This window comes from Peribacillus simplex, from assembly GCF_900156045.1.
Classification (GTDB): Bacteria; Bacillota; Bacilli; order Bacillales; family DSM-1321; genus Peribacillus; species Peribacillus simplex_D.
The window spans coordinates 207,020-231,667 of record NZ_FTMX01000002.1; the positions used below are offsets into that span (position 1 = coordinate 207,020).

A 24,648-nucleotide genomic window follows, 5' to 3' on the forward strand; every position below is an offset into this window, starting at 1 on the left:
TTGAAAGAATTAAAGAGGGGATCCATTTGGATCCCCTCTTTATCTTCACTCTGTTTTCCCTTTTGTCGGAATATCTTCAGTAGCCCCTTCAGGCTGGGATAATTCAATATTGAATGTCTCTCCTTCCTTTACTTTTTTCCCGGCCTCAAGACTTTGTTTACTCACATATCCAGTACCTTCAGTTTTTAGATCCAGTTTTGCAACCTTAGCCAATTTCATAACATCGCGCAGGGACCATCCCTTCATGTCAGGAACTTTCATTTCGCCTTCCGTCCTCAGGATTATCTTTTCACCCTGTAAGAGTATGCTCCCCGCTTTTGGGGATTGATCGAGCACCTTACGCCCACTTCCGATCGTACTTACATCATAGCCAAGTTCCTTCAGTTCTTTGACAGCTGAACTCTCGGTTTGATTCGCATAGTCAACGATTTTATTTGCCTTTTGTTTTTTAACTTCAGAAGGCTTTATGTTTAAATATTGCAGGCTATTTTGCATGACAGGATTAAATATCTCTGACAATGGATCAGCCCCAACATAAGATACACCTAACTTCGGCTGCTTGACCGCCACATACATGACCAACTGCGGATCATCCTTTGGAGCCATGCCTAAAAAGGAGAATACATAGTTATTTTTCCCTTCTAAATACCTACCTGTCGGACCAGGAATTTGTGCAGTACCGGTTTTCCCCGCTACTTCATATCCATCAATGGCATATTTTTTCCCTGTTCCTTTTTTCGCGGAAATTACCGTTTCCAAATAATCACGTACTTGTTTTGCAGTTTCTGCCGAAATCGGTTGCCCTGCCACTTTCGGCTTTGTCGTTTTCAAAATTTTTCCGGTACCTTGATCCGAAATGCTTTTTATCACGTACGGCCGCATCATTTTTCCGTCATTGGCTATTGCGGATGCGGCTTGGATTTGTTGAATCGGTGTAACGGTCGAACCCTGTCCAAAGGAAGTAGTAACTTTTTCAAGCTTATACTTGTATTGAATTTTTCCTGTTATCTCGTTCGGCAGGTCAATTCCCGTTTTTTCATCAAATCCGAACTTAGTCAAATACTCACGGAAAGTATCCTCGCCTATCTTATCCATTGCAAGAGTAGCAAAAGCGACGTTGGAGGAACGTTGAACCCCTTCAAGAAAGGTCATGCTCTTCCCTCTTTCGATTCCGCTATGATCTCCGATTTTCCCCGATCCGGCTTTGTAGGTTCCAGCGACAAAGCTTTCATTCGGATTAAAGACCCCTTCCTCAACAGCCGCGGCAAGGGTGAATGTTTTCATGGTTGATCCCGGTTCGAAGCTTTCTTCAATAGCCAGGTTACGCCATGTATCCGTAAGACCGACTTTCGTTGTCGGATGAAAGGTAGGCCTTTGCCCCATCGCCACGATCTCCCCCGTTTTCGGATTGGAGACAATCGCTATGATTTGTTCAGGATCGTATTTTTCCTGCACTTTGCTCATCGAATCTTCCAGGAATGTTTGTATTTTCTTGTCGATGGTAAGCATGACATCATTGCCATTATCCGGAGCAACAACCTTTTCCTCCTTATCCGGTAAGAGGAAGCCCCATGAGTCACTGTCATATGTCAGCTTCCCATCCGTTTCCTGCAATTCTTTATTGAGGTACCTTTCGATGCCGAACTTACCAGCCATTTCTCCCGTTTCTTCATCCTTTTCTACATAGCCAATCAGATGGGAAGCGAAAATTCCATTAGGATAAAAACGTTTATTGGTCCTTCCGAATGTAATTCCCGGCAGTTCCAAATTTTCTATTTTCTGTTTGACGACCTGAGTCAAATCCTTGCCGGCACTGCCGAACTCCACCTGGTATGCCTTTTTTTTCGTAAGTCTTTCATAGATGTCCTGTTCATCCATGTCGATATATTTAGCAAGCTTATTCGCGGTCATCTCCGGATCCTTGACATGCTCCGGCTCCTTTTCACTGAGTACCGCCCTTAAGATATAGGAGGAAGTATCCTCGGCGATGACTTCACCTTTTGTATCGAGTATGCTCCCCCTTTTTGCTTCTATGACCTGTTCTTTTTCATATTTCTTGTCGATTTTTGAAGCCAGTACCTCCCCGCCTGCTGTACCTGTCACCTGAATATACAAAAAGCGGCAGACTAACACAAAAAAGAGCAGGCCGAATAAGAAGAATAATCCGGCTGCCCCATGCTTCATATTTTTTTGTTTCTGCATTATCACTGCACACCCTTCACATTATTCTCATTTAACTTGAACCCTAGCGCTGCAGCTTTTTTCCAAATTCTTTCGTATGTACTAAGTTCAGCAACCTGCACTTTCAAATCTTCATTCACTTTACCCTGTTTTTCAATCGACGTTTCCACTAGCTGGATCTCTTTATTCGTTTCATAAATGGCCGCTTGATTGGAGACTATCTTCACTCCCATAAAGGTAACCATGATAGCAAGGGCACATAGTAAGAAAACTTCACCAATGGATATCTTCGCTTTACGGATGACCACTGTTTGATGCGTCTGTTGCTGCTGTTGGTCCTCATATTGCTGTTCTTGTATTTTTTTGGCTATGGAACTCATTCATGTTCCCCCTCTACTGTTTTTTTTCTGTGATTATTGCTTTTCGGCGATTCTTAGCTTAGCCGACCGGGAACGATTATTCCCTTCCAATTCTTCTTCTGATGGCAAAATCGGTTTTCTCGTAATTATTTTCATGGTTGGTTTGAATTCATCCGGGATAACTGGAAGTCCAGGCGGAAGGTCCGGCATGCTACTGGCTTTTTTAAATACCGTTTTACAAATTCTATCTTCTAGTGAATGGAATGTAATGACAGATATTCTTCCTTCTTTATCCAAAAGCGATATGGCTTGCTCCAAGGAATCTTCAAAGACACCAAGTTCGTCATTCACAGCGATTCTTATTGCTTGGAACACTCGTTTCGCAGGGTGTCCGCCTTTACGTCTTGCCGGGGCCGGTATCCCATCCTTAATTAACTCCACAAGCTCGAACGTCGTTTCAATCGGTTTTATTTCACGAGCCGCTTCAATTTTCCTCGCAATTTGTTTCGAAAACTTTTCTTCGCCATATTGGAAGAAAATTCTAAGCAAATCATGGAATGACCAAGTATTCACGACATCATAGGCAGAAATGGCAGCACTTTGGTCCATCCTCATATCCAAAGGTGCATCATGGTTATAGCTGAAACCACGCTCTGGTGTATCCAATTGTGGGGATGACACACCTAAATCATAAAGGATCCCGTCCACTTTCTCGATTCCCCGGGCATTCAACTCTTCTTTTAAGTATTTAAAATTATTGGGAACAAGAACAATACGTTCGCCATAGCTTTCCAATTTTTCCTTAGCATTCCGAATCGCCGTTTCGTCCTGATCAAAAGCATAAAGCCTACCCTTGTCAGAGAGCTGTGAAAGTAAGTATTCGCTGTGACCGGCTCCTCCTAAAGTACAATCCACATAAATTCCATCAGGTTTGATGTTTAATCCATCAACCGTCTCTTTTAATAACACTGTTGTATGTTGAAACATGCTAGACATCCTTCCAATCGGTTATTGAGTGACCCTATTTCTGGGGGCAGCCTTAAATATCAAAGCCAATCATATTTTCTGCTATCTCAGCGAAAGAATCCTCAGAAGCTGAAAAATAGTTTTCCCAAAGGGATTTGCTCCAAATCTCAATACGATTGGTAACACCAAGAATTACACATTCTTTTTCCAATTGGCCATATGAAGTAAGCGGCGTGGGGATATTAATTCGCCCTTGTTTATCAATTTCGCATTCTGTAGCTGCAGAAAAGAAAAAACGGGTAAAGGCTCGGGCATCTTTTTTTGTTAAAGGCAGGGCTTTCAGCTTTTCTTCAAGCAGCTTCCACTCTTCCATAGGGTAACCAAATAAACATTGATCGAGTCCGCGGGTAAGGACAAATTGCTCCCCGAGATTTTCCCTGAATTTCACTGGGACTATCAAACGGCCCTTTATATCGATGTTATGATGGTACTCTCCCATGAACATACCCAATACCCCCACATTCTAATCTCAATGTACCACATTCCCCCACCTTTCTCCACTTGTTTTTACTTTCTCCTTCCAAGTAAAAATTCCCTTCTTTTCTACTTAAGTTTATTTAGCCAAATTATTCACAGAAACGTGCAATTTCCTCGAATGGACTCAGACTAAGACGCAGTCCCACCATTACTGTCGAAGCACTACCTGACAAGAGCCGAGGAAACAGAAAAAAAGACAGGCGTTAGCACCTGTCTTTTTATCCTATTCAAAATGATGTGTCCGCCACTTTTCCCCAAAACGGATGTTTTTTCTAAATGAAAATCAATTTATGCTGATTATTGAACCGGTATTCCAGTTTCATCATATCCCGTACGAACTCTGGCCCGTATTGATTCAAGTAATAAAACACATTCCAAATCCTCTCCTGGGGTGATCCAAGAGGGTACAGTGAATTTGCGATCCGTTCATATTTTTTCAATATGACCGAATGCCGTTCCTTTGTACGGTCACCGATTTTGCCATACATGAAATTCAATTGCTTTTGAATGAATTCAATGTTTTTGTTCAACATCGGCTCAAGTCCTCTATCTAAAGAAACAGCGTGGGCAAATAGCTTTTCATGGTTCTCTTCAAGCTGTGATTTCAGTGTCCCGAACAGGGTTTCAATCGTCTCATCTTTCACCGAATCAAGGTAACTTTTCACAGCATTAGCGGTTCCTTCAGTCAGAACAGTTTCCAAACTGAGTTCCATTTCTTCAAGGTCGCTATGGATACTGCGCTCTACCAGCGTGATGTTCAATCTAGGAATGATAGGCGGCATCTTCATGGAAAACAACTCAAATGCCTTTTTCAATTCTGCCCAATAAGCAATTTCCCCAGGTCCAGATACGAAAGCCAATACAGGGAAAAGCATTTCCTGCATGAGCGGGCGTGTAATGACATTGTTGCTTAATCGTTCAGGATGATTTTTGGCAATCTGCAAGAGTTCCTCCCCGGTAAATGATACCTCACCGTTTTTTCCGCTGAAACCGCCTTCTACACGTTCGAGTAAACATCGATCTTTTTTTTCTGGATCATAATAAAATAAATTAGCTGCCCGTTTATCCATTTCAATCATTTTTGCATACCCTTTCGCATGCATGAATGATTGCTGTTCTTCGACCATTTCAGCAATCCGTCCACTTTCATTGACCATCGATTCAAAGTATGCCTTCTCAATTCGCCTTAATTCCGGATCTCCGGCATCGACCAGTAAAAGGCCATATTCTTTGAACCATTCATGAATCAGTCTGGCGAAGAAATCGACGAAAGTATTCGATTGCTTTATGGTTTCCTTCATATCAATCAGGAGTTTATTCGTAAAGGCCGTTTCGCCATAAGTTTCAATGATTTCCTCAAGCCACTTCTCAGCCTTATCCGTTTCCAGCTCTACATCAGAAACCATTGTTTTATACGGCTGATAGGAAGGATAGGTTTTTTTATCGGGTTTACCGTTTTTCATAACATAAACATGATTGACTTCAGCCAAATCATGATCTTCTCCAGCTATCCAAAAAACTGGAATGACTGGCTGCCCCAGTTCTTTTTCCTGTTCTTCCGCAAGCTTAATGATCGAAATCACTTTATGAATGGTATACAGCGGCCCTGATAATAACCCAGCCTGCTGTCCTCCAATCACAACCACGGAATCACCCCTGCGCAACCTTTCAATATTCCCCTTAACTGCCTCACTGATTGAAAAACGAGACATGTATTGTTGTATGTAATCCGACAATTCATCACGTAAAAAAGAGCGGTTCATCAATTCATTATATCTATTGAGATAAATCTCAGGCTTAGACAAGTCATAGTGAAAATAATCCTCCGTTTCAAGACGGTTTTGTAAATAGTCCGATGCAAAACGGTTTAAAGATGGTAACGCGAGATCTTTCATCTCCATTTCTGTTCTCCCTTTCTCTGCAACTACAATTCTTTTTAGAGTATAACATTCCGGTTTAAGAAAACAAAAGAAGTTGCCCAGCAGCAGAAAATTGATGCGATGTTCTATGTTATGTAGTCAATATCTTCGTAATACTTGTAATTATTCCAATGGAAAATAATAGAAGGTAAGCCGCAAAAAAGAAGGCGAAGTTCACTCTCCAAAAACCCTTTAATACCTTATGGAAAATGATTTCTTCTTTTACCTTGTAATGGACAAGGACCACCACGAATGCGTTGATGATCATGATCAGCATGATCACCCAAAGAATTTGCTTATCCCAAATCGTAATGATCAAATAATGGACGGATAATATGAACAGCAGCGTACTCATGTCCATTGCAAATTGAACGGAGCGCCTATGGTTTCCAGTGAATTGTTTTGCACTGATAAAAAAAAGTAAATACCCTACAAAAGGCAAGGTAATAAATATCGCGGCAAGGTTTGAAACTACGTACGGCACATTCTCATCCCCCCTGAGACTCTTTTCCTTTGACCATCTTATATAGAGAAGATGTCAGGCAATCACTTTTCCCTTTACTCTTTGCCTCCGAGAGGATATGACCCAAAATAGCATCAATTTCCGTTTTACGGCCATTTTCTATATCTTTTAGCATTGACGATCGATTTTCTGCAGTTGCCATACAAACGGATTTCACATGTTCAAATGACTCATCCTTATTTTGAACTTCCAAGATACCGGAGATTTCTTCAAAAAGATCTTGAAATAATTGGTAGTATAAGGAATTGGTGATCAAACCGCCATTTTCCACATCAAGTATCGCCGTTAATGGGTTTATCACTGCATTAACGATAAGCTTATCGATCAACATCGAGTGAAAATCCTCACTCTTCGCAAAAGGAAAATGATCGATCCTTTCATTCACTAACGATAGTTGCTCAAGTTCCCCTTTAAATGAAGCGACCCTTGTAATGCCGTGCCCTGTATGCTCCACGGTATTCCCGTCATGTTTCAATGCCCCATGCTCCACTACCCCCACATATATGGTCGGGGATTGAAGCTGCTTTAAATAAGAAATATGTCCATAGCCATTCTGCAAGAAAAGCAATGGAACCTGAATATTTTTGATCCTAGGCAATATCTGCGGCAAGTGATATTGCTTGACGGCCAATATTAGAAGATCCACATCCGATATCCCATCATCCAGGCCCTTGGAAATGATGCCTGTCAGCTGCCTGCTTTCACCATCAGCAATAAGACGAATTCCATTGCGTTGGATGATGGACGCCTGATCCGCAGTATGTGTATAGAGTGTCACACCATGTTTTTCACTTAAATGAGACGCAAACAGCAGCCCTATGGCCCCTCCCCCAATGATTCCAATTCTCATAATACCCTTCCTTACTTTTTGAAATATATTCACTATTTTATCACATTATCTTTTTTATCCTGCATCAATTTTCCCATAGTTGGAAATTGAACTGCCATAACAATGGCTCGTTAAAAAAAACCGATGGAAAGCATTATTAATAAGCCATTGAAGATATATTTTCTTCTTTAAACCTTAATTTAATGGTATATTAGATACGAAAAGCTTAGCCATTTTGAATACTTTTAGGAACAAAAGATAACTCCAAACTCAACCCACGAGAAATTGAAGGGAAAAGGGCGGGGGATAAAAGGCTTTAAGCATTTAGACAGCTAGGATAAGTCGATGATTCATACTAGATTTGACCTAAGCTGGAATTCCACATGGTGAAGATCAGTGGATGACTTTCAAAGGGTACTATCGGAAGAGGTTTATCAGAATTAAGGGGGAGCTTTTTTATGGAATACAAGGTGGAACGATTACTTGTAAATTTTAAAACGCTTGAGGAATTCAAAAAATTCAAAGAATACGGAATACAGGAATTGTCAATGCTAGATGATTTAGAGGGTAACATCATCGAAAATGACAGCCAATCACCTTTTTACGGAGTCTTTTATGGCGACAAACTTGTAGCCCGCATGAGCCTGTATAAAAGAAGCGCTAAATTCGACCAGTATTTTGACAAGTCTAGGGACTTCCTTGTTCTTTGGAAACTTGAAGTCCTGCCTAACTATCAGAAAAAAGGTTATGGAAGAGCTTTGGTCGAATTCGCCAAAAGCCTGAACATGCCTATCAAAACCAATCCAAGAGTTCATTCACAAGACTTTTGGAAAAAGATGGGTTTTTCTGCTGTTTCCTATGATTTGGACAGGGACCTCGGAGAAAACCCGCTGATTTGGAGCCCATTTGACATACAAGATAATAAAGAAATAGATACACAAGAATAAGGAAGCATCAAGAAAATGCGGGCGGATTTTCCCACCCGCATTTTTTATTTATTGACCCTCTCTAAATTACCATTCTTATCCATTTGGAAGCTCACCTTCGGATTAGTCTTTTCGTCCTCTTGTACACTAAGTTTTCTTGCGCGCTCCATTATCTGCATTAACGCACGGTAATCTTCCTCAACAGCTTTCAGGTTTTCTTTAAGCAATACATTCTCTTCCAATAATCGGACATTTTCCCGTTCAAGAAATAGGGACCGCTCAGAAATCCGTTCTTTTTCCTTATTATCAAGCTGAAAGAATTCATCCATTTTGGTTAAATATAATATAACTTCCTGAAGGGTAATAGATTCTTTATCTTCATGCTCGGGCTCGGGCGTTTTTTCTTCAATCGCGACATTCTCCGCCGCTGCAACCGAATCCCTTTCCATTTCAGGATTATTGACTACCTGTTCTTTCCTTTGTTTTTTCGCCAGCTCTATCCCTGACTTATATTGCTTCCTTACAAATGAATTCCAACGGAACCCACAAGCAGCAGATGTCCTCGATAACTGTTTCCCCACTTCTTCAAACGCCTTTAATTGTGTACTGCCTTCTCGTATATGCCTCAGTACCACTTCAGCCAACAGCAAATCCTCATCATGAGTCCATGCATCTTGTCTCGCAATCGTCATCTCTCTACCTCCCAGCAAGTTTTAATTCATAATATGCACATGCTAGGAAAGATAGAAGATATATAGAGCGTGTAATATTTATTTTTTCTTATTTAAAAAACGATCGACCGCAGCATGATGCTCATCACTCGCCCACAGTTTGGAACATTCCCGGATTTCCGCATCCATTCTTTCTTTAAGCCCGCTACCCTGCCATTTATGGACCAGCAATCGTTTATAGGCCATCAATACCCCTGTCTCATGGCGGAGAAAATCTTCTGCGAACCTTTCCCATCCATCCGTACCTTCTCCGACTATCTCATCTACGAAACCAAATTCCTTTGCTTCCTCAGCTTTATGTATTTTTGCATCCAATAATAGCTTTAGCGCTTTTTGTTCTGGTATTTTTTCAAGTAAAAGTGAAGCTCCGCCCCAGCCTGTCGTTATTCCCAGTGTACCTTGCACAAACCCTAGCTTGACTTCGCTCTTTGCTATTCTGAAATCACAAGCTGTCGCTATTTCGCATCCACCGCCGAAAGCACTTCCATTGATGAGCGCTATTGTTGGTTTTGGGAAAACTGCTAGTTTATACAGAATTTCACCCATTTTCGATAACATAGCAAAGGCCTCTTCTTCTGTGTGCAAATCCTGAAATTCCCTTAGATCCCCGCCTGAACAGAATGCCTCGGAGCCCGCCCCTGTCAGGACTAGCAACTTAACTTCATCATCGTATGCAGCCTCTGACAATATCGACTCAAGTTCGTCCATCAATTGATAATTCACGGCATTCCTTTTCTCCGGTCTATTAAATAGGAGCTTCATGAAACCGCGTTTATCCTTTTCAATTTCAATCACCTGATCCATGTAAACACCTTCTCCAAAATCATCGGTAAACATAGATGATTCAAAATATTCTGCCAAATATATTTGTAAAAAAAGCACAGAGAAAAATCCCTGCGCTTTGATTAGCGTGTTGCATCAAGAAAGCAAAGCTTTCAAGTAGGTCAAGAAATTATTTTGCGACAACTTCTTTTCCTTTATATGTTCCACATTCTTTACAAACGTGATGTGAAAGAGTCATTCCACCACAGCTCGGGCATTCTACCATACCAGGTACTTGAAGCTTGAAGTGCGTACGACGTTTTCTTTTTACAGTTTTCGACGTTCTTCTAAAAGGTACAGCCATTATTCCCACCTCCTTAAAAAATATAAAAAAGCTGGAAAAATCGGATTAACGATTTTTCGTTCCAATCAAGATTCTTTATTGTTGTCAAAAAAGTCGGCAAGCTTTGCAAATCTCGGATCAACCTTATGCTCATTTTCCTCTTCAGAAATAACGGCCCAGTCTTTCCCGGATTGAGGAGCAGCTTCGTTCGAATCGACATCCTCACAAAAAACCTGCATCGGAATTTCTAGCAATAAATTTTCTTTAATTACCGGTATTAGGTCTACAACTTCACCTTCCACAACAGTGACATCATCTCCGTAGAAATCAGTGCCATCTGCTTTTAAAAGAAAGGTTTCCTTTGTATCAATATCAATCGGATATTTAACGTCTACCAGTGTACGGGAGCAAGGTAATGTTAATTCACCTGAAAGATGCAAGTGAAAAGTAATCTCGGTCGAGCTGATATCAGCCCTTCCTGCTACTCTGATCGGAGAAACATCGCGAATTTGCGGGTCTCTTTCTCTAATGTCCAAGACATCCACCAGTTCATCAAACCGTAAATCTTTGTCCCGAATTTTTTGAAGTTGACTAATCGTCCATTTCAATTGAAATCACCTCAAGGCAACAAAAATAATTATAGCTTTCAATTATAAGTTTGTCAATATTTTTTCTTTACACTATAATGTAGTCATCCTAACTGATTGTCTAAGTTTAAGAATCATTTCAAACAAAGAATCCGGACGATTACTTATAGTAATTTTACTTGAAATACTATTTTAGCACTAAGTTGATAAAATACAAAGTTTTTCTCTGAGGTGAACGAATGAAAGCTTGCGGTTTAGTAGTCGAATATAACCCTTTTCACAATGGACATGTTTTACATGCAAGAGAAAGTAGAGAAAAAACAGGTGCGGATGTTGTGGTCGCTGTTATGAGCGGACCCTTCTTACAGCGTGGCGAGCCCGCTATCGTCAGCAAGTGGACACGTGCCGAAATGGCCTTGAACGGCGGCATAGATCTTGTCATTGAGCTGCCTTACGCTTTCGCGACACAGAAGGCGGAAATATTTGCCAAAGGATCTATTTCCCTTTTGGAATCCCTTGGCTGTGACTCCTTTTGTTTTGGAAGCGAGGATGGCAGAATTGAACCATTCATCACCGCCCACAGAATTCTTTCGGATAATTCCGCTGCATTCGATGCCGCAATCAAATCGGCCATGGATGACGGTAATAGTTATCCGGCCAGTGCTGCCCAGGCTTATCGATCTATCATCAATGGTGATGCCGGATTGGATTTGACAAAGCCAAATAATATTCTTGGAAAGGAATACGTAAGTGCTGCACTTTCAAACGGCTACTCCATTCGCCCTTATACGATTCAAAGGGTCGCTGCCGGATACCATGAAACAAAGTTGTCCAAAGACCCTATTGCCAGTGCAACGGGGATACGTAAAGCCATCCATGAACACAAGGAGTTAAATGCTGTTTCCAATTATATTCCTCAACCGACGATGAATGGTCTTGAGAAATATTTAACGCACTACCATGCCTTGCATGACTGGGAAATGTATTGGCCCATGTTGAAATACCGAATCCTTTCTTCCTCTTTAACCGAATTGGCAGGAATATACGAAATTGAGGAAGGTATTGAACACCGGATAAAGGAGATGGCCAAACAATCTTCGAGCTTTTCTGTCTTCATGGCAGCCCTGAAGACAAAACGCTACACATGGACACGACTACAACGGATGTGTGTCCATATAATGACTCATACATTAAAGGAACAGGTGATTCACAATGACCAACCAGCCTATATTAGACTTCTTGGCATGAATGGCCGGGGACAAGAATATCTTCGCACTGTAAAAAAAGGCTTACCGCTCCCGCTCATCTCTAAACTTTCGTCCTATCACAAACAGGACATCGATACGGACTTGCGAGCGGCACAGGTATATGCATTGGGTTTGTCCGAACCATATCAAGCTGCATTGATGAAACGGGAATATGAATCTCCCATCATTTTCAAATGAAGAATGGTTCAAGCTTGGCCCAACCATCCTTAAGATAAGATTAAAAATCAATAATCAAAAAAAAGCGCAAACAGTAGATGACTGCCTGCGCTTTTTTTCATTTTTCCTTTCCTTTTAGCTTCGTTAAATAGTCTATTGCATCATCAAAGTTGTCCACCGGCACGATCTTCATGTCCGTGTCGATATCCTTTGCTGCAATAAGTGCATCTTCATAATTCGAACCTGCTGCTCCGTTTTCATTAGGGGCAAAGAATATTTCGGCTCCAGACTTATCGGCTGCAACTATTTTCTGTTGAATTCCTCCAATTGGACCGACTGTCCCATCGTCGGACATCGTTCCTGTACCCGCTATGTCATATCCATTTGTTAGATCGCCCTTTGTTAATTGATTATAAATTTCCAATGAAAACATTAAACCAGCCGAAGGACCGCCTATTTGTTCTGAATCTATGGAAATCGCCGGTTTTGTGGTCACTTTTCGATTATCATCCAGCGAAATGCCTATTCCTACCCTATTTGGGTCATTTTTAAAAGGCTGCAAAGAAAGAATGGCCGTTTTCTCCGTCTCTTCCCGCTTATACACTATTTTAACTTCATCACCAGCCTTCTTTCCGTTAATATAGTTCATGAACTCCTGTGCAGATTTGAATTTAACATCATCGACCTGGATGATTTGATCGCCCGCTTTCAGCTCTTTAGCTGCCGGCATTCCTTTTAGCACGTCCAAAACATATACACCCAGGTACTCGTATTCGACTTCTTTTCCTGCTTTTTCATATGCGATCTGAATGGCATTATTTTTAGAACCATCCATTAGGTGCAGCTGCCTGATATTATATTCTTCATCTGTTTCATCTTCGCTTCGAATGGAGGTTTCCGGATAGAGTTCCTGATATTTGCTCCACTTCGCCAGCATGTAGGAATATACATTCGCCCGGCCCATCCTTACAGTGGTTAACATAAAGCTTCCTTTTGCTTCATCTCCTCCGGATACCTCAATGATCGGCTCCAATTCTTTAGCCATTCCTGGTTTTGATACATAAAAAGGTAGGGAATAAAGGGCTGATGCTATGAGAAGTATAGCCACCACCAGGAAAGTGCGTACATACATTTTACGGCTCATCTTCAAAGGACTCCTTCCAAGTAACAATACTCTGCTTAATTTGATCTATCTTTCCTCTTGCAGCTTCTTCTCCAATACTAATTATTTCCTGTACGTTTGTAAATGATTTCGAGCTGTATTTCTCCACCCTGGGGCGTATCATGACGTCTGAAGCAAACTCCCTGCTCTTAACCAGCTCCATTTGCAGGATATCGAGGCTTTGCATGATGACGTCATAGATGGAGTTTATCTCCATATCCTGTTTCACGTGGGCTACATCCACACCAATTATGATGTCTGCTCCCATATCCTTCACGACTGAAACAGGAACCCTGTCAACAACGCCTCCATCAACAAGCAGTCTGTTTCCGATTTTTTCGGGAGTGAAAATGCCGGGAATGGAGATGCTTGCCCTTACAGCTGGTGCTATGGGACCTTCCTGAAAAATGACTTTTTCCCCCGTTTTTATATCAGTGGCGACCACCGCCACAGGAATATCAAGTTCTTCAAATTTCTTGCCATATGTAAATACCCTGATTAAATCCTTTGTCCGTTTACCCGAAATGAAGCCCATTTTAGGTATGGTGAAGTCTAAATAATACTTTCGCTTAAATGCACGGGACAACTTATACAGCCTCTCGATATCCGAACCCGCTCCATAAAAGGCAGCAACCATAGCCCCCATGCTGCTTCCTGCAATCATATCTATCGGAATGCCTTCTTGCTGTAATACCTTTATCACGCCAATATGTGCAAACCCCCTAGCTCCTCCTGACCCAAGTGCAAGCCCGACCTTTGGTTTCGACAAAGATATCCCTCCCGCTGTAACTAGTTCAAAATATTGAAATAACACTCATTCAAAGTTATGGTCTTAAACGGATTTATAGAAGCATATTATTTATATTGACAGTGAAACAAGCATGGCGGATATAACCTATGTAGCCAATAAAGTGAGGACTTCATTGAAAATTCCATTGAGCGGATCATCCTCATTTATACATGTCGGTACAATCCAAATTCCATCATGCGCTTACTTTTCGAGAAAAGGAAGTTCATATTTTATTATATACGAAACGAACTGCCCTTATTTAGAAACCTTCAAGAGGAGGCTGAATTTTGCTAAAATCAAAATCTAAAACAGTACTGTTAGCTACCTCCGTCACGATGATGGCAGTTGGCTTGATCATCTTCCCCCAAGAATCCTTTGAAGCTTCCAAAGGCGGACTGAATATTTGGTGGACAATTGTTTTCCCTTCGCTTCTACCTTTCCTGATTCTCTCGGAGTTATTAATCAGTTTTGGTGTTGTCAGGTTCATTGGCGTCATGCTCGAACCATTTATGCGTCCCTTATTCCGTGTACCCGGAGTGGGCGGTTTCGTTTGGGCGATGGGACTTGCATCAGGTTTTCCAGCTGGAGCGAAATTCACTGTAAGGCTTCGTCAGGAAGAACAATTGACCCGCATTGAAGCTGAAAGACTCGTTTGTTTTACTAATTCATCCAATCCATTGTTCCTGTTCGTTGCCGTTGCCGTTGGGTTTTTCCACAATCCTCATTTAGGTATCATCCTTGCACTTTCCCACTACCTAGGAAATTTTTGTGTAGGCATCATCATGCGTTTTTACCGTTGGAAAGAAGAAAAATCACATACAAATGTAATGGCCAAGCTCCCCTCCATTAGACAAGCCTTTAGCCAAATGCATCGAACCAGAATAAAAGAAACAAGACCATTCGGCAGTTTACTTGGAGATGCGGTACTCTCATCCATTCAAACCCTATTAATGATCGGGGGGTTCATCATTCTCTTTTCGGTGGTGAACAAGCTTTTATTTCATATGAACATTACCGGATTGCTGGCATCGGGGGTAGGAGGGATATTACATATTTTCAAATTCCCCGATGCCTTAAGCCTCCCCTTCATATCAGGCATGTTTGAAATGACTCTTGGTTCAAAATTAACCAGTACTGTCGAAGATGCGACACTTTTCCAGCAAACTGTGATGACAAGTTTCATCTTAGCTTTCAACGGTTTCAGCATTCAAGCGCAAGTTGCCAGCATCATTGCCGCAACAGACATTCGTTTCACTCCCTTTTTTCTGGCAAGGATAGCACATGGCCTACTGGCATCCATTATTACCATCTTACTTTGGGAACCATTATATAAAGGCAATATGTACAGCGGCAGCCCGATAAATGCATTCCCAGTCAGCGGTTCCGGTGAACATGCGAATTCCCTATATCAGAACATGCTTGATTTCGGCCCCATTCTAACACTCGTATTTTTGATCCTATACATCATCATATTCACCAAAAGGCTATTCAAAGGCCTTTCGTAAACCGAAAAAAGAGCATTGCGCGTTTGCAATGCTCTCAGACTGTAGACAAACTCGATACTATTAATGATTGGCTACATTTTTTTTGAGGAAGTGTAATATGAAAGTAGATTTCCACTCCAGGCACTCGCCTTCCACGGGCGATCCGGAAGCCTCCTCGGCGCTCTTGGCGCCTGTGGGGTCTCCCATGGACGCCATTTTCTAAGCAGGAGTCTCGTACCCTTGTTCCAATCAACTTTATTTAAAATTGCAGATGGAATTCCTTTTGTCTACAAACTCAGAGCGTTGCGCGTTTGCTATCTCTTTTTTCTATCCTTTCAGTTCCTCGTATTTTTTGGCCAGAGCTTTCTCGACGACGGTTGGCACTAGTTCGGAGATATCCCCGCCATACTTCGCAACCTCTTTCACGATACTTGAACTCAAGAAAGAATATTGATTTTTCGTCATGATAAAGAATGACTCTATTTTATTGTTTAGGAATCGGTTCATCGAAGTTCCCTGCATTTCATATTCAAAGTCGGAAGTGGCCCTCAATCCCCTGATGATGGCATTCGCGGAAACGCTTTCAGCATAGTCGACCGTCAATCCTTGATAGAAATCCACTTTAACATTGGGCATATGGGCAGTCGCTTCAGTAATCAATTCCAGTCTCTCCTCCACAGTAAAAAGTGAATTTTTCGCTGAATTGTTCACGATGACCACATATACCTCATCAAAAACATTCGCTCCCCTTTGAATGATATCAAGATGACCAAATGTTATTGGATCAAAACTCCCCGGACAAATCGCTATTTTGGACATTCATAGTTCCCCCTGTTCGTGTACGTTTCCCCATTGATAAATCGTAACGGCAATGACGCCATAAACTTCTTTTCTCTTAACGGTAAAGTCACCAACTTTTTCTGGCAATGTAACATCATGGCCATGCTCACAAACAATGTATCCCATATCGTTCAGCAAGCGGTATTTATGTATTTCTTCAAGAATTTCGACAAGCTTTTGTTTCTTATAAGGTGGATCAAGAAAAATCAATTCAAAAGTCATTTCCCTTTTCACCAAAGCCTTCAGTGCACGCTCTGAATCATTTTTATAAACTTCTGCACGGTCTGAAAACTTGCATAGTTCCAAATTGGCCTTAACCGTTTGATTTGCTTTAAAATCCCGGTCGACAAATATGGCTTTATCCATGCCTCTGCTTAACGCTTCAATTCCCAGTCCACCGCTACCTGCAAACAAGTCGAGGACCAGCCCTCCTTCGAAATAAGGACCAATCATGTTGAAAATGGATTCCTTGACTTTATCAGTAGTCGGCCGGGTTCCTGTACCCGGTACAGCCTTAAGTGGTCTTCCTTTGCAAATTCCGGAAACGACCCTCATTATCCTCACCACATTTTATGACAAATTTCTGTTACTTTCCTATCCTAACATATTAGAAAAAGCTAGCCAATATTTAAAGCGATTTGGCTTCACTTCCAAGATGAAAATCGACTTATCATTTCGAACCATGAAAGGAAGATAACCATTCTTTTTATAAATCTTTTACATTTTGAATAATAAAGTGGGTTTTGGCAATAATGTGAATAACAACATTCCTTTTTAGGTGTTGTTGCCAACCGCGGAGAAGGCTTACGTTTCCCCATAAGTTCTTCCTCCGGTTTCTCCTCTCCCTTTGCCTTCTGGTCCTTAGTTAGACATAGAAGGACCCTGCATATTTTTGCAGGGCTTTTTTTTTTGATAAACCTCTGATATCTAATTTTCTTTGTCATGATTCGTCAATGAACTTGTCCTTCTCTTTTATGAGGGATAATGATAAAGTAATGAATAATAAGTTAGTTAGGAGAGGTTTAATTGATTCAACGTTTTATTGAAATTGGACAAGGATATTCCGATATATATGAGTTGCTGGAAGTGGGCCGCAATCAGAAACATCGAGTTGCGAGGCTTTTGGCCATGCATACTACCATTGATGATAAAAAGGTAACTTCATTGGTTATCGTCATGCAGCCCACGGATCCTGGGAAATTCCAGCCACTTTACATTTGCCGTGAAGGCATACCGAACCCTCATGCCACCAAAAACAAACGCTATGAGCTTTTTGAGAACTTGGCGGAGGAACTGGATAGACCAATTATTGAAATCGACGTGAAACCTTCGGTGCTATTTGCAGAAGTCGAGTTGTACTACCAACACTTAATCGGCATTTTGCGAATGAATAGATATCTGCCCCCATTAGGTTGAAAGATGCCGATGCCAGAAATTGAAAAAGGCTGACTCCGCATGAGTCAGCTTTTTTCAAATCCCCATTTTATAATCATATTCTTTCGCTTTATCCGGTTTGGAGTTTTCGAACTCTACCTTCAAAAAAGGCTTGTAAGAAAGGTCCACTTTTTTAACGAACGAATAATTATTCAGCTTTTCCACTAGTGGTTCCACTTCATCCATATTCGTATAAAGCACTACATATTTCAGCTTTTTTGAAACATAATGGATATTTCCAAATTTCCTAAGCATTTTGGCTTGTTTTAATGTATGTAAATAGACGATGATTCCCTGTCTCGCTCCAAGCATATCAATAACTCCCTTTTATAAAGGTTTTAACTAAGTGTAGCATAGCAGAATCTTTACTTTCAACCAAGAAAAAAGATTATAAACAAAATTCTCTCACTATTGTGAATATATATACTGTGAAGGGAGCCAAACAACGATGGATTTAAACCAAATTTGGCATCAATTTATTGATCATCTATTAGATAATGATGAAATTACCCAAGCTTCGATAAAAAAGTTCACAGGTATACCATTTATATATATCCATTATCATCCGGCACAAAATGGTAATAGTAAGCTTTCTTTATTAATAAAAAAAGCCGCAAGCCTTTCAATGCGTGGCAAGCAGCTTCATTGTGAAACCATTTTCGTACGGCAGGAAGAACATTTATATGTTTTCCGGCATCGTTTTTATGTACCACAGCAAAAGATGTTTTGCTGTGGCAACCTTTGTCCGGATTGTATCTTATATCGCAGTTAATCGCTTTGTAACGTATCCGGTTGACCCGCTGTCCAGACGAAGGTTCCTTACATGACACAGCCACCGAACTCCGTAACAACGTCGAATTTCGATGGCTGCATGTTCTTATATACCGGCCTGAATGACGATTCTTGCCATTACCTTAAGCAGAGCATCCACAACTTCCCCCGGTTCCGCAGCTTCCTGTTGAACATCCACCTGATGAAACAAAAAATGGATTCCCCGCTGGGGTTTTGACCTGTTCAGAAACGGCTAGGCCAATTTTTCCGCTTATTTCATCAAGAACGGATTGCAATTCGGTCTCAGCCCGCTTAAACCTTGCTACGGCAGGATGCATATCCATGTCTCGTTTAGCTTGCCTGGTTTCTAAATTGATGCGCTTATAATCCGGATGATATTTACCGAACCTTTGAACATCTTCAAATAGATCCTTTAGCGAAGTAAACTTGGAAATTTTTTGCTGTGCCTCTTTGTCGCCTTGTAATTTATATAAACTAAGGAGGTATTCTTCCCCTATTTCAGAATGAAGGATCATTTCAGCTAATCCATCAGCCTGTTGTAAAATGTCGATGATTTCCATAGTAGCAAGCATTAACAAGCTCACCTCCACAACCATTTTACCATTTCTCCCTTATAGATGCTAATGGTTTGATTAAATCGAGGAAGTGATATGTACCTCAATCTCTTTTTGCAACCCTGTTTTTTCACCTGAACCATTCAAGACTTCCAGCTTAATTTTATGCATGCCATTTGGGACATCCTTTAAGATAAATGCTGCCGTTTTCATATCGACTTTCTTTTGATTATCAATAAATACGGACACAGTTGCCAATTGTTCAGGATTTGATTCTGAAAAACCATAGTTTTTCAAGTAGCACTCGACATAGACGGAGTTGCCTTTTACAAAAGTTTTTACCCGAAAGTCCTCATCTGAGTTTCGGATGCCCGATACAGTGGTGGCAGCTTTAAGTGTAGAAACACCTTGCAAAGCTACTCCTGAATTTTCAGGTTCCGGTATTTTCTTTCCACAACCCGACGCTGCCATCAACACTGTGAGAGCCAAAATCAACTTTCTCATTCCATCGTCCCCCTTTTGCCTTTATTGTTCGCCAAAAGGAGTAATTTACTCTTATTTTCTTCATTCACCTGAAGCATTCATCGCTTGAAACATATGAAGCATCATTGAGGCAACCTGAACGCTCTCCGAAAATTTAGAGACCCGATGTGGAATCGATTTTTCAAAGTAATATTTCGCTTCGGTTTCAAACACATCCACTTCATGGGGATTGCGCATTAACCTTTTGTACCATGCAGGTTGAATCCTCAAGTAATTACGCATATCTTCGTTTGTTTGAATGAATTCATATATATTCTGACGCATGAAAAACCCTCCTTAATCTTTGGTGAATAAAAAAGGGTTAGCTCTCTGCTCTTTTTCTTTTGGGGGAGGACTGGTATCACTTGATTTATTCCCTTGGAAAGCAGATAGCACTCCTTGGATTGCACCGATGGCCTGATTGGCATTCGTAATATATTGTTGAATCTGCCCCATATCCATATTTTTAACTGCACTCATTAACGAACCGATCAACTCAGTGCTTTGGTCTCCCTTTTCAACCGGCTGTGATGGGGATCCTGTATTCACTTTGGACTCGCCCACACTGCCGTCAGCCTGCCAGCGTGGATGATCTTCTCCGAGTAAATACCACTCTTCAAAAAGTTCCTGCCATGTTGCTTGTTTGCTTCTCACTTCATTCACTATATGAGGATGTTCCTTTACAAACTCCCGAAATTTATCCACGGAGGGCCGCTTTCTTTTTGCCATTACTCTCACCTCACACTTAGACATCGCCTATTGCACCATATGCTAAAGGTAAATAAAAAGTGCATAACATTCCTTTTAAAATGCAAATGGATGATTTGGGGATGAGGGCCCTTATAGTTCCAAAAGTGTATGCTGCCGTGACTGCGGATATCCAAGTTAGTTATGTAAAACCCTGCATTGGCGCGCTCGATTCCGTGCAAATTAATACATAGTCATATGATAAAATCATCGAGGGAAAGGTCAACGTGATGATGGGGAACTTGCGGTATATCGATAGGGGCCTTTTTCATTTTCAAAATATAATCCAGAACAAGAAAACGGACCCAAATCGGATCCGTTCTTTTATCTCTTTATGAAATTCTGGGTGTAGTACTTTTTATATACCCCGACGCCCAGACCTGTAAATTCCTCATTCAGCATCGCATCCCGATGCCCTTTGCTATTTAGCCAACCTTCCATGACTGCAGCTGCGTCAACATAATTAGCCGCTATATTTTCACCTGCCGCCCTGTATTTTACATGGCCTGCATCGAGACGCTTTTCCAAATCACCCTTTGTTTCAGAAACATGGGTTCCTTCAGGTGCATCCGTCATTTCCCGGCTATGAAGGTAAGCAACCTCTGCAGTTGGCGCATCCCATTCTAAAGGCTTCAAATCAAACCTGCTGCGCATTATATTCGTAATATCGAATATTTGCTGCTCATTGCCCTCGTCCACTTTCGCCAAGTCTTCATCAGAAAGGTCCTTAACTGTCACAAGTTCACCATGATAGGTCAGCTCATACGGCTGTTGTTTCAATAAAGCGGAATCATTCAAAAATCGGATGCTTGAAACAGTCCCGGTGAATTTATCCAAATATAGCTGAACATTAATATTCCCTAAATCAATCAACGGCCTCATGTTCATATCTTCCTCCGACAATTCAAAACGATAGGAACTGTGACCAACTTCAATATCAACAGTGGGTTCCACATATAAGCTGGAATAGATGGCATCAATCGATTGTCCAATTTTAAAAGGAGCGACATTGACATCATCACCGATTCCATAAGCAGATACCACTTTTTCATTTTCAACGGCTAATTGGAAATAATTATCATAGTCCTTTTTATAAACCCACCATTCATATCCATAGGCGGACATATCAATTCGATCTGGCTTACCATATTCCTTTTCTATCTCTTTTGCATTTTTCCCGATTGTTACCGCCAGACCTTCTGTCAATTCAGTAACCCCTTCCTTTTCAGAGGAAGTGCTTTTTTCATTTATATGTTCATTGGGGTTAACACCTTTGTTACCATCAATAAGAGGGTTTCCTTCATCTTCATCGCCGATATTAAGATAAATACCGATTACGAAAAAAATAATAATTAACACCAACACCTTACCTAAACCGCGCAGAGGAACACTCCCTCTCTCTATCTAATTTATGTATCCAATGCAAAAACCTTTCTTTCCTGATTATATCACTGTTCAATCATAATTTTCTAATTTACGATAGACTGTCCCTTCAATAAATTTTATTTAAAAAATGGAACTTTTGCGAATGATTAAAATACCATGGTTGAGTTCATTGCAACTTCCACCATTTCGTACTATTATAAAATATAGGATAAAATGGTATATTATAAACATACTTGGAGATTTTTAATATATTCATGTACATAATATTTTCCCGGTATGTCATTTTAATTCTCAATAGTAAACATAGGAGGTACTACTCGTGAAATTTGAAAGCTTTGGAATCGAAAACATTACAGCCGACTTAAACCGATTAGATGACCTAATGCCGCAATATGGTTTAATACGTGCAGAACAATGGGATTACGAAAGAGTCAGTTACGATCGTAAGTTCGACTTAAAAGAAGGCACGTTTTACCTGAGAATACTTGGCTATGCTACAGAGGGGGATGTAGGCGCTCACAGGGCCGTCATCAAACTAATGGTTCCTCTATTAGGAAAACACTATTATCCGCACGGAGTTGAATATGGTGAAGGAGAGGATTTCCCTGCATCACTAGTTAAACAAAGTGAAAAAATCCTCGCTCAAATCAAAGAAGAACTTACACAATTCAACGGTCTGTAAAAACCGTTAGTGAAAAGTAAGCACAAAGAGAGAGGATCATGTGTGATGCTCTCTTTTTTATATCCATTACAAAAGCCTGATGCTTTTTTGCACCAGGCTTTTTCGTTATTTTAAAATCCTAGAATCGCCTTTATTAAAGATGTTGTTTCGCCGCCATGATAAATGACATAAAGCAGGATGTAAACAGCTACTCCAGTAATCCCAGTGAAAAACCAAATAATGCTTGTCGCAGGCCCAATTTTTTTATGAATGGCAAATTTACCTTTAAACCCAGTGGTAAGCATGACAATCCCCAAAACAGCTCCAGTTGTTGCAAGCGTTATATGGAAAATCAAAAAAATCGTATAATAAATTTTAATGTCAGCGGGTCCGCCAAATGACGTACTACCAATGAAGACCGTCCTGGAAAGATATATAGCGAAAAAGATTACCGCAAAAACCGCAGCTGCCATCATGGTTTTTTTATGGGTCTCGATTTTGCGTTGTTTAATTTGATACCAGCCTATTGCAACAGTGATGGCACTTAATACAATGAAGGCTGTACTTATCGTTGGAAGGATTGGTAAAGACATATGAATTGTAGTCCTCTCTATATTTATTAATCAACTACCATTTTATAAGAGGCACTCATAAAATTCAATAAAATCAAGGATTATTAACAGAATGCTCACTTTTATAGAATAGGCAAGTCAAATCACTGGCTATTTGGTTTAAATCGAAAATCAGGTAAAGGCGGATAAAAGACTTGTCCGCCCAAGACAAGTCTTTTATCGTACATTTATTCTACAGTCTGAAAATCCGAAGGTATCGGATCTATATCATTTTGGCCGCCATTCTCCTTTTTGAACCAAGCAAAGAAAATGACACCCAATACATAACCTAAAACGATTTCTTGAATCACCTTCATCAAAACCCCACCAAGCTGTTGGTCCTCAAGCAATGGCAGTCCATTGAACATTTCTGGGCCACTGAGCGTTAAACCGGAAAGTGCTGAAGCCGGAACGCAAAGTTCCATGGCACTGGCCCAAGATTCCGCATTAGTGAATGTATCATACATCGGATCATTAGCAAAAATGATTAAAGCGCAGGCAGGGGTCATTAGAATGCCACTGCCGAATATATAAGCTACTTTTTTCACACCTGATAGACTTTCACGTTCGGGCACCTGATTGACAAGCGGGAACCACATCAAAACAGCTGTCGTAAATAAAAGGATCGTGTAGCCGGCATGAATCCACATCCCCGTTTTGATATAATCGAACACTAACGGGATATGGTACAGCGAGAAAAGAACATTAAATAGTAAAAGGGCGACAAGTGGTCTTGTAAAAAATTGAAATAACGTCTTTACTCCCCTTGAGTTTATGAAAGTTCTCATAAACCAATCTGGAATCGCAATGATAAATAAAGGCGGAATCACGAGATAGAGCAGTGCCATTTGAAACATGTGTGCACTGAACATGATATGGCTCAATAAATCAAGTGGGGATCCTTTTACCACATAAAGGAGGAACATGGCTATCAAAAAATAAGTTGCCTGTTTAACGGAAAGCGATGAACTGCCCGGAAACTTCCCCCTTTTTTTTGTCACCAGCCAAAAATATCCTACGGTTATAAGTACGAGGGCGGCAAAATAATAAGGACTCCACAAAGCGCGAAATCCGAAAATATCAATAGACAAAAAAATCACCTCGTTCATAAACTTTTTCTTACTTTCATTATACCTAAAATGAAACATTGTAACAAATATAGATAAACTTGGATTATTTTTCTGAAAAATCACCACATAAAGAAAAACCGGCTATCATTCAATAGCCGATTTTCTTTATGGTTTATAACCAAACAATCGTTGTGAACACAAGGACAGTTATCAAGCCGACTGCAAGGCCGGAAAATAAGAACAATGCAATGGTGCCATGCCCTTTATGCTTCATATGCATGAAATAATACAATTGGAAAATCACTTGTACAACTGCCAGCAGCAAAATGACTGGTTTAATGAACCAATGTGAAAAACCCTCAATTCCTACTGCAGCAAAAGCAAGTAATGTAAAGAAAATCATAAGTGTAAATGATATCACTTGGTGTTTCATCTCTTCAGCATTTTTCTTACGGCGATATTTTAAATCGACATTCGGGTTCGCTGAATTTGATTGTTCATTCGCCAT

The 24,648-nt window shown here is 40.7% G+C and carries 30 protein-coding genes; 6 read left to right on the plus strand and 24 right to left on the minus strand.

Annotation, left to right across the window (positions count from 1 at the left end):
- Window positions 1–45 precede the first annotated feature (45 nt).
- The 7 genes from BW986_RS07505 to BW986_RS07535 form a co-directional block, all read right to left on the minus strand.
- Entirely contained in the window at window positions 46–2,202 is a 2,157-nt protein-coding gene (locus tag BW986_RS07505; RefSeq protein WP_076366680.1) for a penicillin-binding protein, read from the minus strand.
- Between the two features lie 2 nt (window positions 2,203–2,204).
- Window positions 2,205–2,561 (minus strand): cell division protein FtsL, encoded by a 357-nt coding sequence (ftsL, locus tag BW986_RS07510; protein WP_076366682.1) that lies wholly within the window; start codon window positions 2,559–2,561, stop codon window positions 2,205–2,207.
- A 33-nt stretch (window positions 2,562–2,594) separates the two neighbouring features.
- Entirely contained in the window at window positions 2,595–3,527 is a 933-nt protein-coding gene (gene rsmH, locus BW986_RS07515; RefSeq protein WP_034313911.1) for a 16S rRNA (cytosine(1402)-N(4))-methyltransferase RsmH, read from the minus strand.
- Between the two features lie 52 nt (window positions 3,528–3,579).
- The gene (mraZ, locus tag BW986_RS07520; protein WP_034313914.1) at window positions 3,580–4,011 is read right to left on the minus strand and encodes a division/cell wall cluster transcriptional repressor MraZ; all 432 of its coding nucleotides are present in this window, start codon (window positions 4,009–4,011) and stop codon (window positions 3,580–3,582) included.
- A gap of 304 nt (window positions 4,012–4,315) precedes the next feature.
- Window positions 4,316–5,944: a bacillithiol biosynthesis cysteine-adding enzyme BshC gene (gene bshC / locus BW986_RS07525; protein WP_076366684.1), complete on the minus strand. Its 1,629-nt coding sequence runs from the start codon at window positions 5,942–5,944 to the stop codon at window positions 4,316–4,318.
- A gap of 109 nt (window positions 5,945–6,053) precedes the next feature.
- Window positions 6,054–6,446 (minus strand): DUF3397 domain-containing protein, encoded by a 393-nt coding sequence (locus tag BW986_RS07530; protein ID WP_076366686.1) that lies wholly within the window; start codon window positions 6,444–6,446, stop codon window positions 6,054–6,056.
- Window positions 6,447–6,450: 4 nt separating this feature from the next.
- Window positions 6,451–7,335, minus strand: a complete 885-nt coding sequence (locus BW986_RS07535; RefSeq protein ID WP_076366688.1) for a 2-dehydropantoate 2-reductase — start codon at window positions 7,333–7,335, stop codon at window positions 6,451–6,453.
- 437 nt (window positions 7,336–7,772) lie between these two features.
- Here BW986_RS07535 and BW986_RS07540 point away from each other — a divergent pair, with 437 nt between their 5' ends.
- Window positions 7,773–8,261, plus strand: a complete 489-nt coding sequence (locus tag BW986_RS07540) for an N-acetyltransferase (RefSeq protein WP_076366690.1) — start codon at window positions 7,773–7,775, stop codon at window positions 8,259–8,261.
- Between the two features lie 44 nt (window positions 8,262–8,305).
- On the opposite strand, the gene BW986_RS07545 is transcribed toward BW986_RS07540, so the two are convergent.
- The 4 genes from BW986_RS07545 to BW986_RS07560 form a co-directional block, all read right to left on the minus strand.
- Entirely contained in the window at window positions 8,306–8,932 is a 627-nt protein-coding gene (locus BW986_RS07545) for an RsfA family transcriptional regulator (RefSeq protein ID WP_076366692.1), read from the minus strand.
- 78 nt (window positions 8,933–9,010) lie between these two features.
- On the minus strand, window positions 9,011–9,775 hold the full coding sequence (locus BW986_RS07550) for an enoyl-CoA hydratase/isomerase family protein (RefSeq protein ID WP_076367905.1): 765 nt from the start codon (window positions 9,773–9,775) through the stop codon (window positions 9,011–9,013).
- Between the two features lie 148 nt (window positions 9,776–9,923).
- A complete protein-coding gene (rpmF, locus tag BW986_RS07555) occupies window positions 9,924–10,097 on the minus strand; it encodes a 50S ribosomal protein L32 (RefSeq protein ID WP_034313929.1) in 174 nt (57 codons plus the stop codon).
- A 65-nt stretch (window positions 10,098–10,162) separates the two neighbouring features.
- The gene (locus BW986_RS07560) at window positions 10,163–10,684 is read right to left on the minus strand and encodes a YceD family protein (protein WP_076366694.1); all 522 of its coding nucleotides are present in this window, start codon (window positions 10,682–10,684) and stop codon (window positions 10,163–10,165) included.
- 218 nt (window positions 10,685–10,902) lie between these two features.
- Between BW986_RS07560 and BW986_RS07565 the strand changes: the two genes are divergently transcribed.
- The gene (locus BW986_RS07565; protein ID WP_076366696.1) at window positions 10,903–12,108 is read left to right on the plus strand and encodes a nucleotidyltransferase; all 1,206 of its coding nucleotides are present in this window, start codon (window positions 10,903–10,905) and stop codon (window positions 12,106–12,108) included.
- A 97-nt stretch (window positions 12,109–12,205) separates the two neighbouring features.
- Here the strand turns inward: BW986_RS07565 and BW986_RS07570 are convergent, their stop codons facing one another.
- Window positions 12,206–13,231, minus strand: coding sequence for a SepM family pheromone-processing serine protease (locus BW986_RS07570; RefSeq protein WP_076366698.1), 1,026 nt, complete (start codon window positions 13,229–13,231; stop codon window positions 12,206–12,208).
- Window positions 13,221–14,018, minus strand: a complete 798-nt coding sequence (locus BW986_RS07575; RefSeq protein WP_076366700.1) for a patatin-like phospholipase family protein — start codon at window positions 14,016–14,018, stop codon at window positions 13,221–13,223. Before BW986_RS07575 ends, BW986_RS07570 begins: the two co-directional genes overlap by 11 nt.
- 308 nt (window positions 14,019–14,326) lie before the next feature.
- Between BW986_RS07575 and ylbJ the strand changes: the two genes are divergently transcribed.
- Window positions 14,327–15,544 (plus strand): sporulation integral membrane protein YlbJ, encoded by a 1,218-nt coding sequence (gene ylbJ / locus BW986_RS07580; protein ID WP_076366702.1) that lies wholly within the window; start codon window positions 14,327–14,329, stop codon window positions 15,542–15,544.
- A gap of 306 nt (window positions 15,545–15,850) precedes the next feature.
- Here the strand turns inward: ylbJ and coaD are convergent, their stop codons facing one another.
- Both coaD and rsmD read right to left on the minus strand, forming a co-directional pair.
- Window positions 15,851–16,342 carry a pantetheine-phosphate adenylyltransferase gene (coaD, locus tag BW986_RS07585; protein WP_076366704.1) on the minus strand — a complete coding sequence of 164 codons (492 nt, stop codon included), beginning with the start codon at window positions 16,340–16,342 and terminating at the stop codon, window positions 15,851–15,853.
- Window positions 16,343–16,918, minus strand: a complete 576-nt coding sequence (gene rsmD / locus BW986_RS07590) for a 16S rRNA (guanine(966)-N(2))-methyltransferase RsmD (protein WP_034313946.1) — start codon at window positions 16,916–16,918, stop codon at window positions 16,343–16,345.
- Between the two features lie 471 nt (window positions 16,919–17,389).
- Here rsmD and BW986_RS07600 point away from each other — a divergent pair, with 471 nt between their 5' ends.
- Window positions 17,390–17,779, plus strand: coding sequence for a DUF7147 family protein (locus tag BW986_RS07600; RefSeq protein WP_076366708.1), 390 nt, complete (start codon window positions 17,390–17,392; stop codon window positions 17,777–17,779).
- Between the two features lie 54 nt (window positions 17,780–17,833).
- On the opposite strand, the gene BW986_RS07605 is transcribed toward BW986_RS07600, so the two are convergent.
- Window positions 17,834–18,109 carry a YlbG family protein gene (locus BW986_RS07605; protein ID WP_048684554.1) on the minus strand — a complete coding sequence of 92 codons (276 nt, stop codon included), beginning with the start codon at window positions 18,107–18,109 and terminating at the stop codon, window positions 17,834–17,836.
- Window positions 18,110–18,245: 136 nt separating this feature from the next.
- On the opposite strand from BW986_RS07605, the gene BW986_RS07610 reads away from it, so the two are divergent.
- Window positions 18,246–18,569, plus strand: a complete 324-nt coding sequence (locus tag BW986_RS07610; RefSeq protein WP_076366710.1) for a hypothetical protein — start codon at window positions 18,246–18,248, stop codon at window positions 18,567–18,569.
- 142 nt (window positions 18,570–18,711) lie between these two features.
- Here the strand turns inward: BW986_RS07610 and BW986_RS07615 are convergent, their stop codons facing one another.
- From BW986_RS07615 to BW986_RS07635, 5 genes are all read right to left on the minus strand, one after another.
- Window positions 18,712–19,161, minus strand: coding sequence for a YlbF/YmcA family competence regulator (locus BW986_RS07615; protein WP_076367907.1), 450 nt, complete (start codon window positions 19,159–19,161; stop codon window positions 18,712–18,714).
- 60 nt (window positions 19,162–19,221) lie between these two features.
- A complete protein-coding gene (locus tag BW986_RS07620) occupies window positions 19,222–19,647 on the minus strand; it encodes a hypothetical protein (protein ID WP_076366712.1) in 426 nt (141 codons plus the stop codon).
- 60 nt (window positions 19,648–19,707) lie between these two features.
- Window positions 19,708–19,950, minus strand: coding sequence for a YlbE-like family protein (locus tag BW986_RS07625; protein WP_076366714.1), 243 nt, complete (start codon window positions 19,948–19,950; stop codon window positions 19,708–19,710).
- Between the two features lie 12 nt (window positions 19,951–19,962).
- On the minus strand, window positions 19,963–20,394 hold the full coding sequence (locus BW986_RS07630) for a YlbD family protein (protein ID WP_076366716.1): 432 nt from the start codon (window positions 20,392–20,394) through the stop codon (window positions 19,963–19,965).
- Between the two features lie 342 nt (window positions 20,395–20,736).
- On the minus strand, window positions 20,737–21,771 hold the full coding sequence (locus tag BW986_RS07635; RefSeq protein ID WP_260320782.1) for a CAP domain-containing protein: 1,035 nt from the start codon (window positions 21,769–21,771) through the stop codon (window positions 20,737–20,739).
- A gap of 346 nt (window positions 21,772–22,117) precedes the next feature.
- Between BW986_RS07635 and BW986_RS07640 the strand changes: the two genes are divergently transcribed.
- The gene (locus tag BW986_RS07640; protein WP_076366720.1) at window positions 22,118–22,480 is read left to right on the plus strand and encodes a YugN family protein; all 363 of its coding nucleotides are present in this window, start codon (window positions 22,118–22,120) and stop codon (window positions 22,478–22,480) included.
- 110 nt (window positions 22,481–22,590) lie between these two features.
- Here BW986_RS07640 and BW986_RS07645 read toward each other — a convergent pair whose 3' ends face one another.
- The 3 genes from BW986_RS07645 to ctaF all read right to left on the minus strand — a co-directional run bounded on the left by BW986_RS07645 (window position 22,591) and on the right by ctaF (window position 24,648).
- Window positions 22,591–23,052, minus strand: coding sequence for a DUF420 domain-containing protein (locus tag BW986_RS07645; protein WP_076366722.1), 462 nt, complete (start codon window positions 23,050–23,052; stop codon window positions 22,591–22,593).
- A gap of 206 nt (window positions 23,053–23,258) precedes the next feature.
- Window positions 23,259–24,161 (minus strand): cytochrome c oxidase assembly factor CtaG, encoded by a 903-nt coding sequence (ctaG, locus tag BW986_RS07650; protein ID WP_076366724.1) that lies wholly within the window; start codon window positions 24,159–24,161, stop codon window positions 23,259–23,261.
- A 151-nt stretch (window positions 24,162–24,312) separates the two neighbouring features.
- Entirely contained in the window at window positions 24,313–24,648 is a 336-nt protein-coding gene (gene ctaF, locus BW986_RS07655; RefSeq protein WP_048684534.1) for a cytochrome c oxidase subunit IVB, read from the minus strand.

What these genes read in the sequence shown, in the direction of transcription:
- BW986_RS07505 (WP_076366680.1), bottom strand. Translation starts at nt 2,202, where the DNA reads ATGCAGAAACAAAAAAATATGAAGCATGGGGCAGCCGGATTATTCTTC.
- ftsL (WP_076366682.1), bottom strand. Translation starts at nt 2,561, where the DNA reads ATGAGTTCCATAGCCAAAAAAATACAAGAACAGCAATATGAGGACCAA.
- rsmH (WP_034313911.1), bottom strand. Translation starts at nt 3,527, where the DNA reads ATGTTTCAACATACAACAGTGTTATTAAAAGAGACGGTTGATGGATTA.
- mraZ (WP_034313914.1), bottom strand. Translation starts at nt 4,011, where the DNA reads ATGTTCATGGGAGAGTACCATCATAACATCGATATAAAGGGCCGTTTG.
- bshC (WP_076366684.1), bottom strand. Translation starts at nt 5,944, where the DNA reads ATGGAGATGAAAGATCTCGCGTTACCATCTTTAAACCGTTTTGCATCG.
- BW986_RS07535 (WP_076366688.1), bottom strand. Translation starts at nt 7,335, where the DNA reads ATGAGAATTGGAATCATTGGGGGAGGGGCCATAGGGCTGCTGTTTGCG.
- BW986_RS07540 (WP_076366690.1), top strand. Translation starts at nt 7,773, where the DNA reads ATGGAATACAAGGTGGAACGATTACTTGTAAATTTTAAAACGCTTGAG.
- BW986_RS07545 (WP_076366692.1), bottom strand. Translation starts at nt 8,932, where the DNA reads ATGACGATTGCGAGACAAGATGCATGGACTCATGATGAGGATTTGCTG.
- BW986_RS07550 (WP_076367905.1), bottom strand. Translation starts at nt 9,775, where the DNA reads ATGGATCAGGTGATTGAAATTGAAAAGGATAAACGCGGTTTCATGAAG.
- rpmF (WP_034313929.1), bottom strand. Translation starts at nt 10,097, where the DNA reads ATGGCTGTACCTTTTAGAAGAACGTCGAAAACTGTAAAAAGAAAACGT.
- BW986_RS07565 (WP_076366696.1), top strand. Translation starts at nt 10,903, where the DNA reads ATGAAAGCTTGCGGTTTAGTAGTCGAATATAACCCTTTTCACAATGGA.
- BW986_RS07570 (WP_076366698.1), bottom strand. Translation starts at nt 13,231, where the DNA reads ATGAGCCGTAAAATGTATGTACGCACTTTCCTGGTGGTGGCTATACTT.
- coaD (WP_076366704.1), bottom strand. Translation starts at nt 16,342, where the DNA reads ATGTCCAAAATAGCGATTTGTCCGGGGAGTTTTGATCCAATAACATTT.
- rsmD (WP_034313946.1), bottom strand. Translation starts at nt 16,918, where the DNA reads ATGAGGGTCGTTTCCGGAATTTGCAAAGGAAGACCACTTAAGGCTGTA.
- BW986_RS07605 (WP_048684554.1), bottom strand. Translation starts at nt 18,109, where the DNA reads ATGCTTGGAGCGAGACAGGGAATCATCGTCTATTTACATACATTAAAA.
- BW986_RS07610 (WP_076366710.1), top strand. Translation starts at nt 18,246, where the DNA reads ATGGATTTAAACCAAATTTGGCATCAATTTATTGATCATCTATTAGAT.
- BW986_RS07615 (WP_076367907.1), bottom strand. Translation starts at nt 19,161, where the DNA reads ATGCTTGCTACTATGGAAATCATCGACATTTTACAACAGGCTGATGGA.
- BW986_RS07620 (WP_076366712.1), bottom strand. Translation starts at nt 19,647, where the DNA reads ATGAGAAAGTTGATTTTGGCTCTCACAGTGTTGATGGCAGCGTCGGGT.
- BW986_RS07625 (WP_076366714.1), bottom strand. Translation starts at nt 19,950, where the DNA reads ATGCGTCAGAATATATATGAATTCATTCAAACAAACGAAGATATGCGT.
- BW986_RS07630 (WP_076366716.1), bottom strand. Translation starts at nt 20,394, where the DNA reads ATGGCAAAAAGAAAGCGGCCCTCCGTGGATAAATTTCGGGAGTTTGTA.
- BW986_RS07645 (WP_076366722.1), bottom strand. Translation starts at nt 23,052, where the DNA reads ATGTCTTTACCAATCCTTCCAACGATAAGTACAGCCTTCATTGTATTA.
- ctaF (WP_048684534.1), bottom strand. Translation starts at nt 24,648, where the DNA reads ATGGCGAATGAACAATCAAATTCAGCGAACCCGAATGTCGATTTAAAA.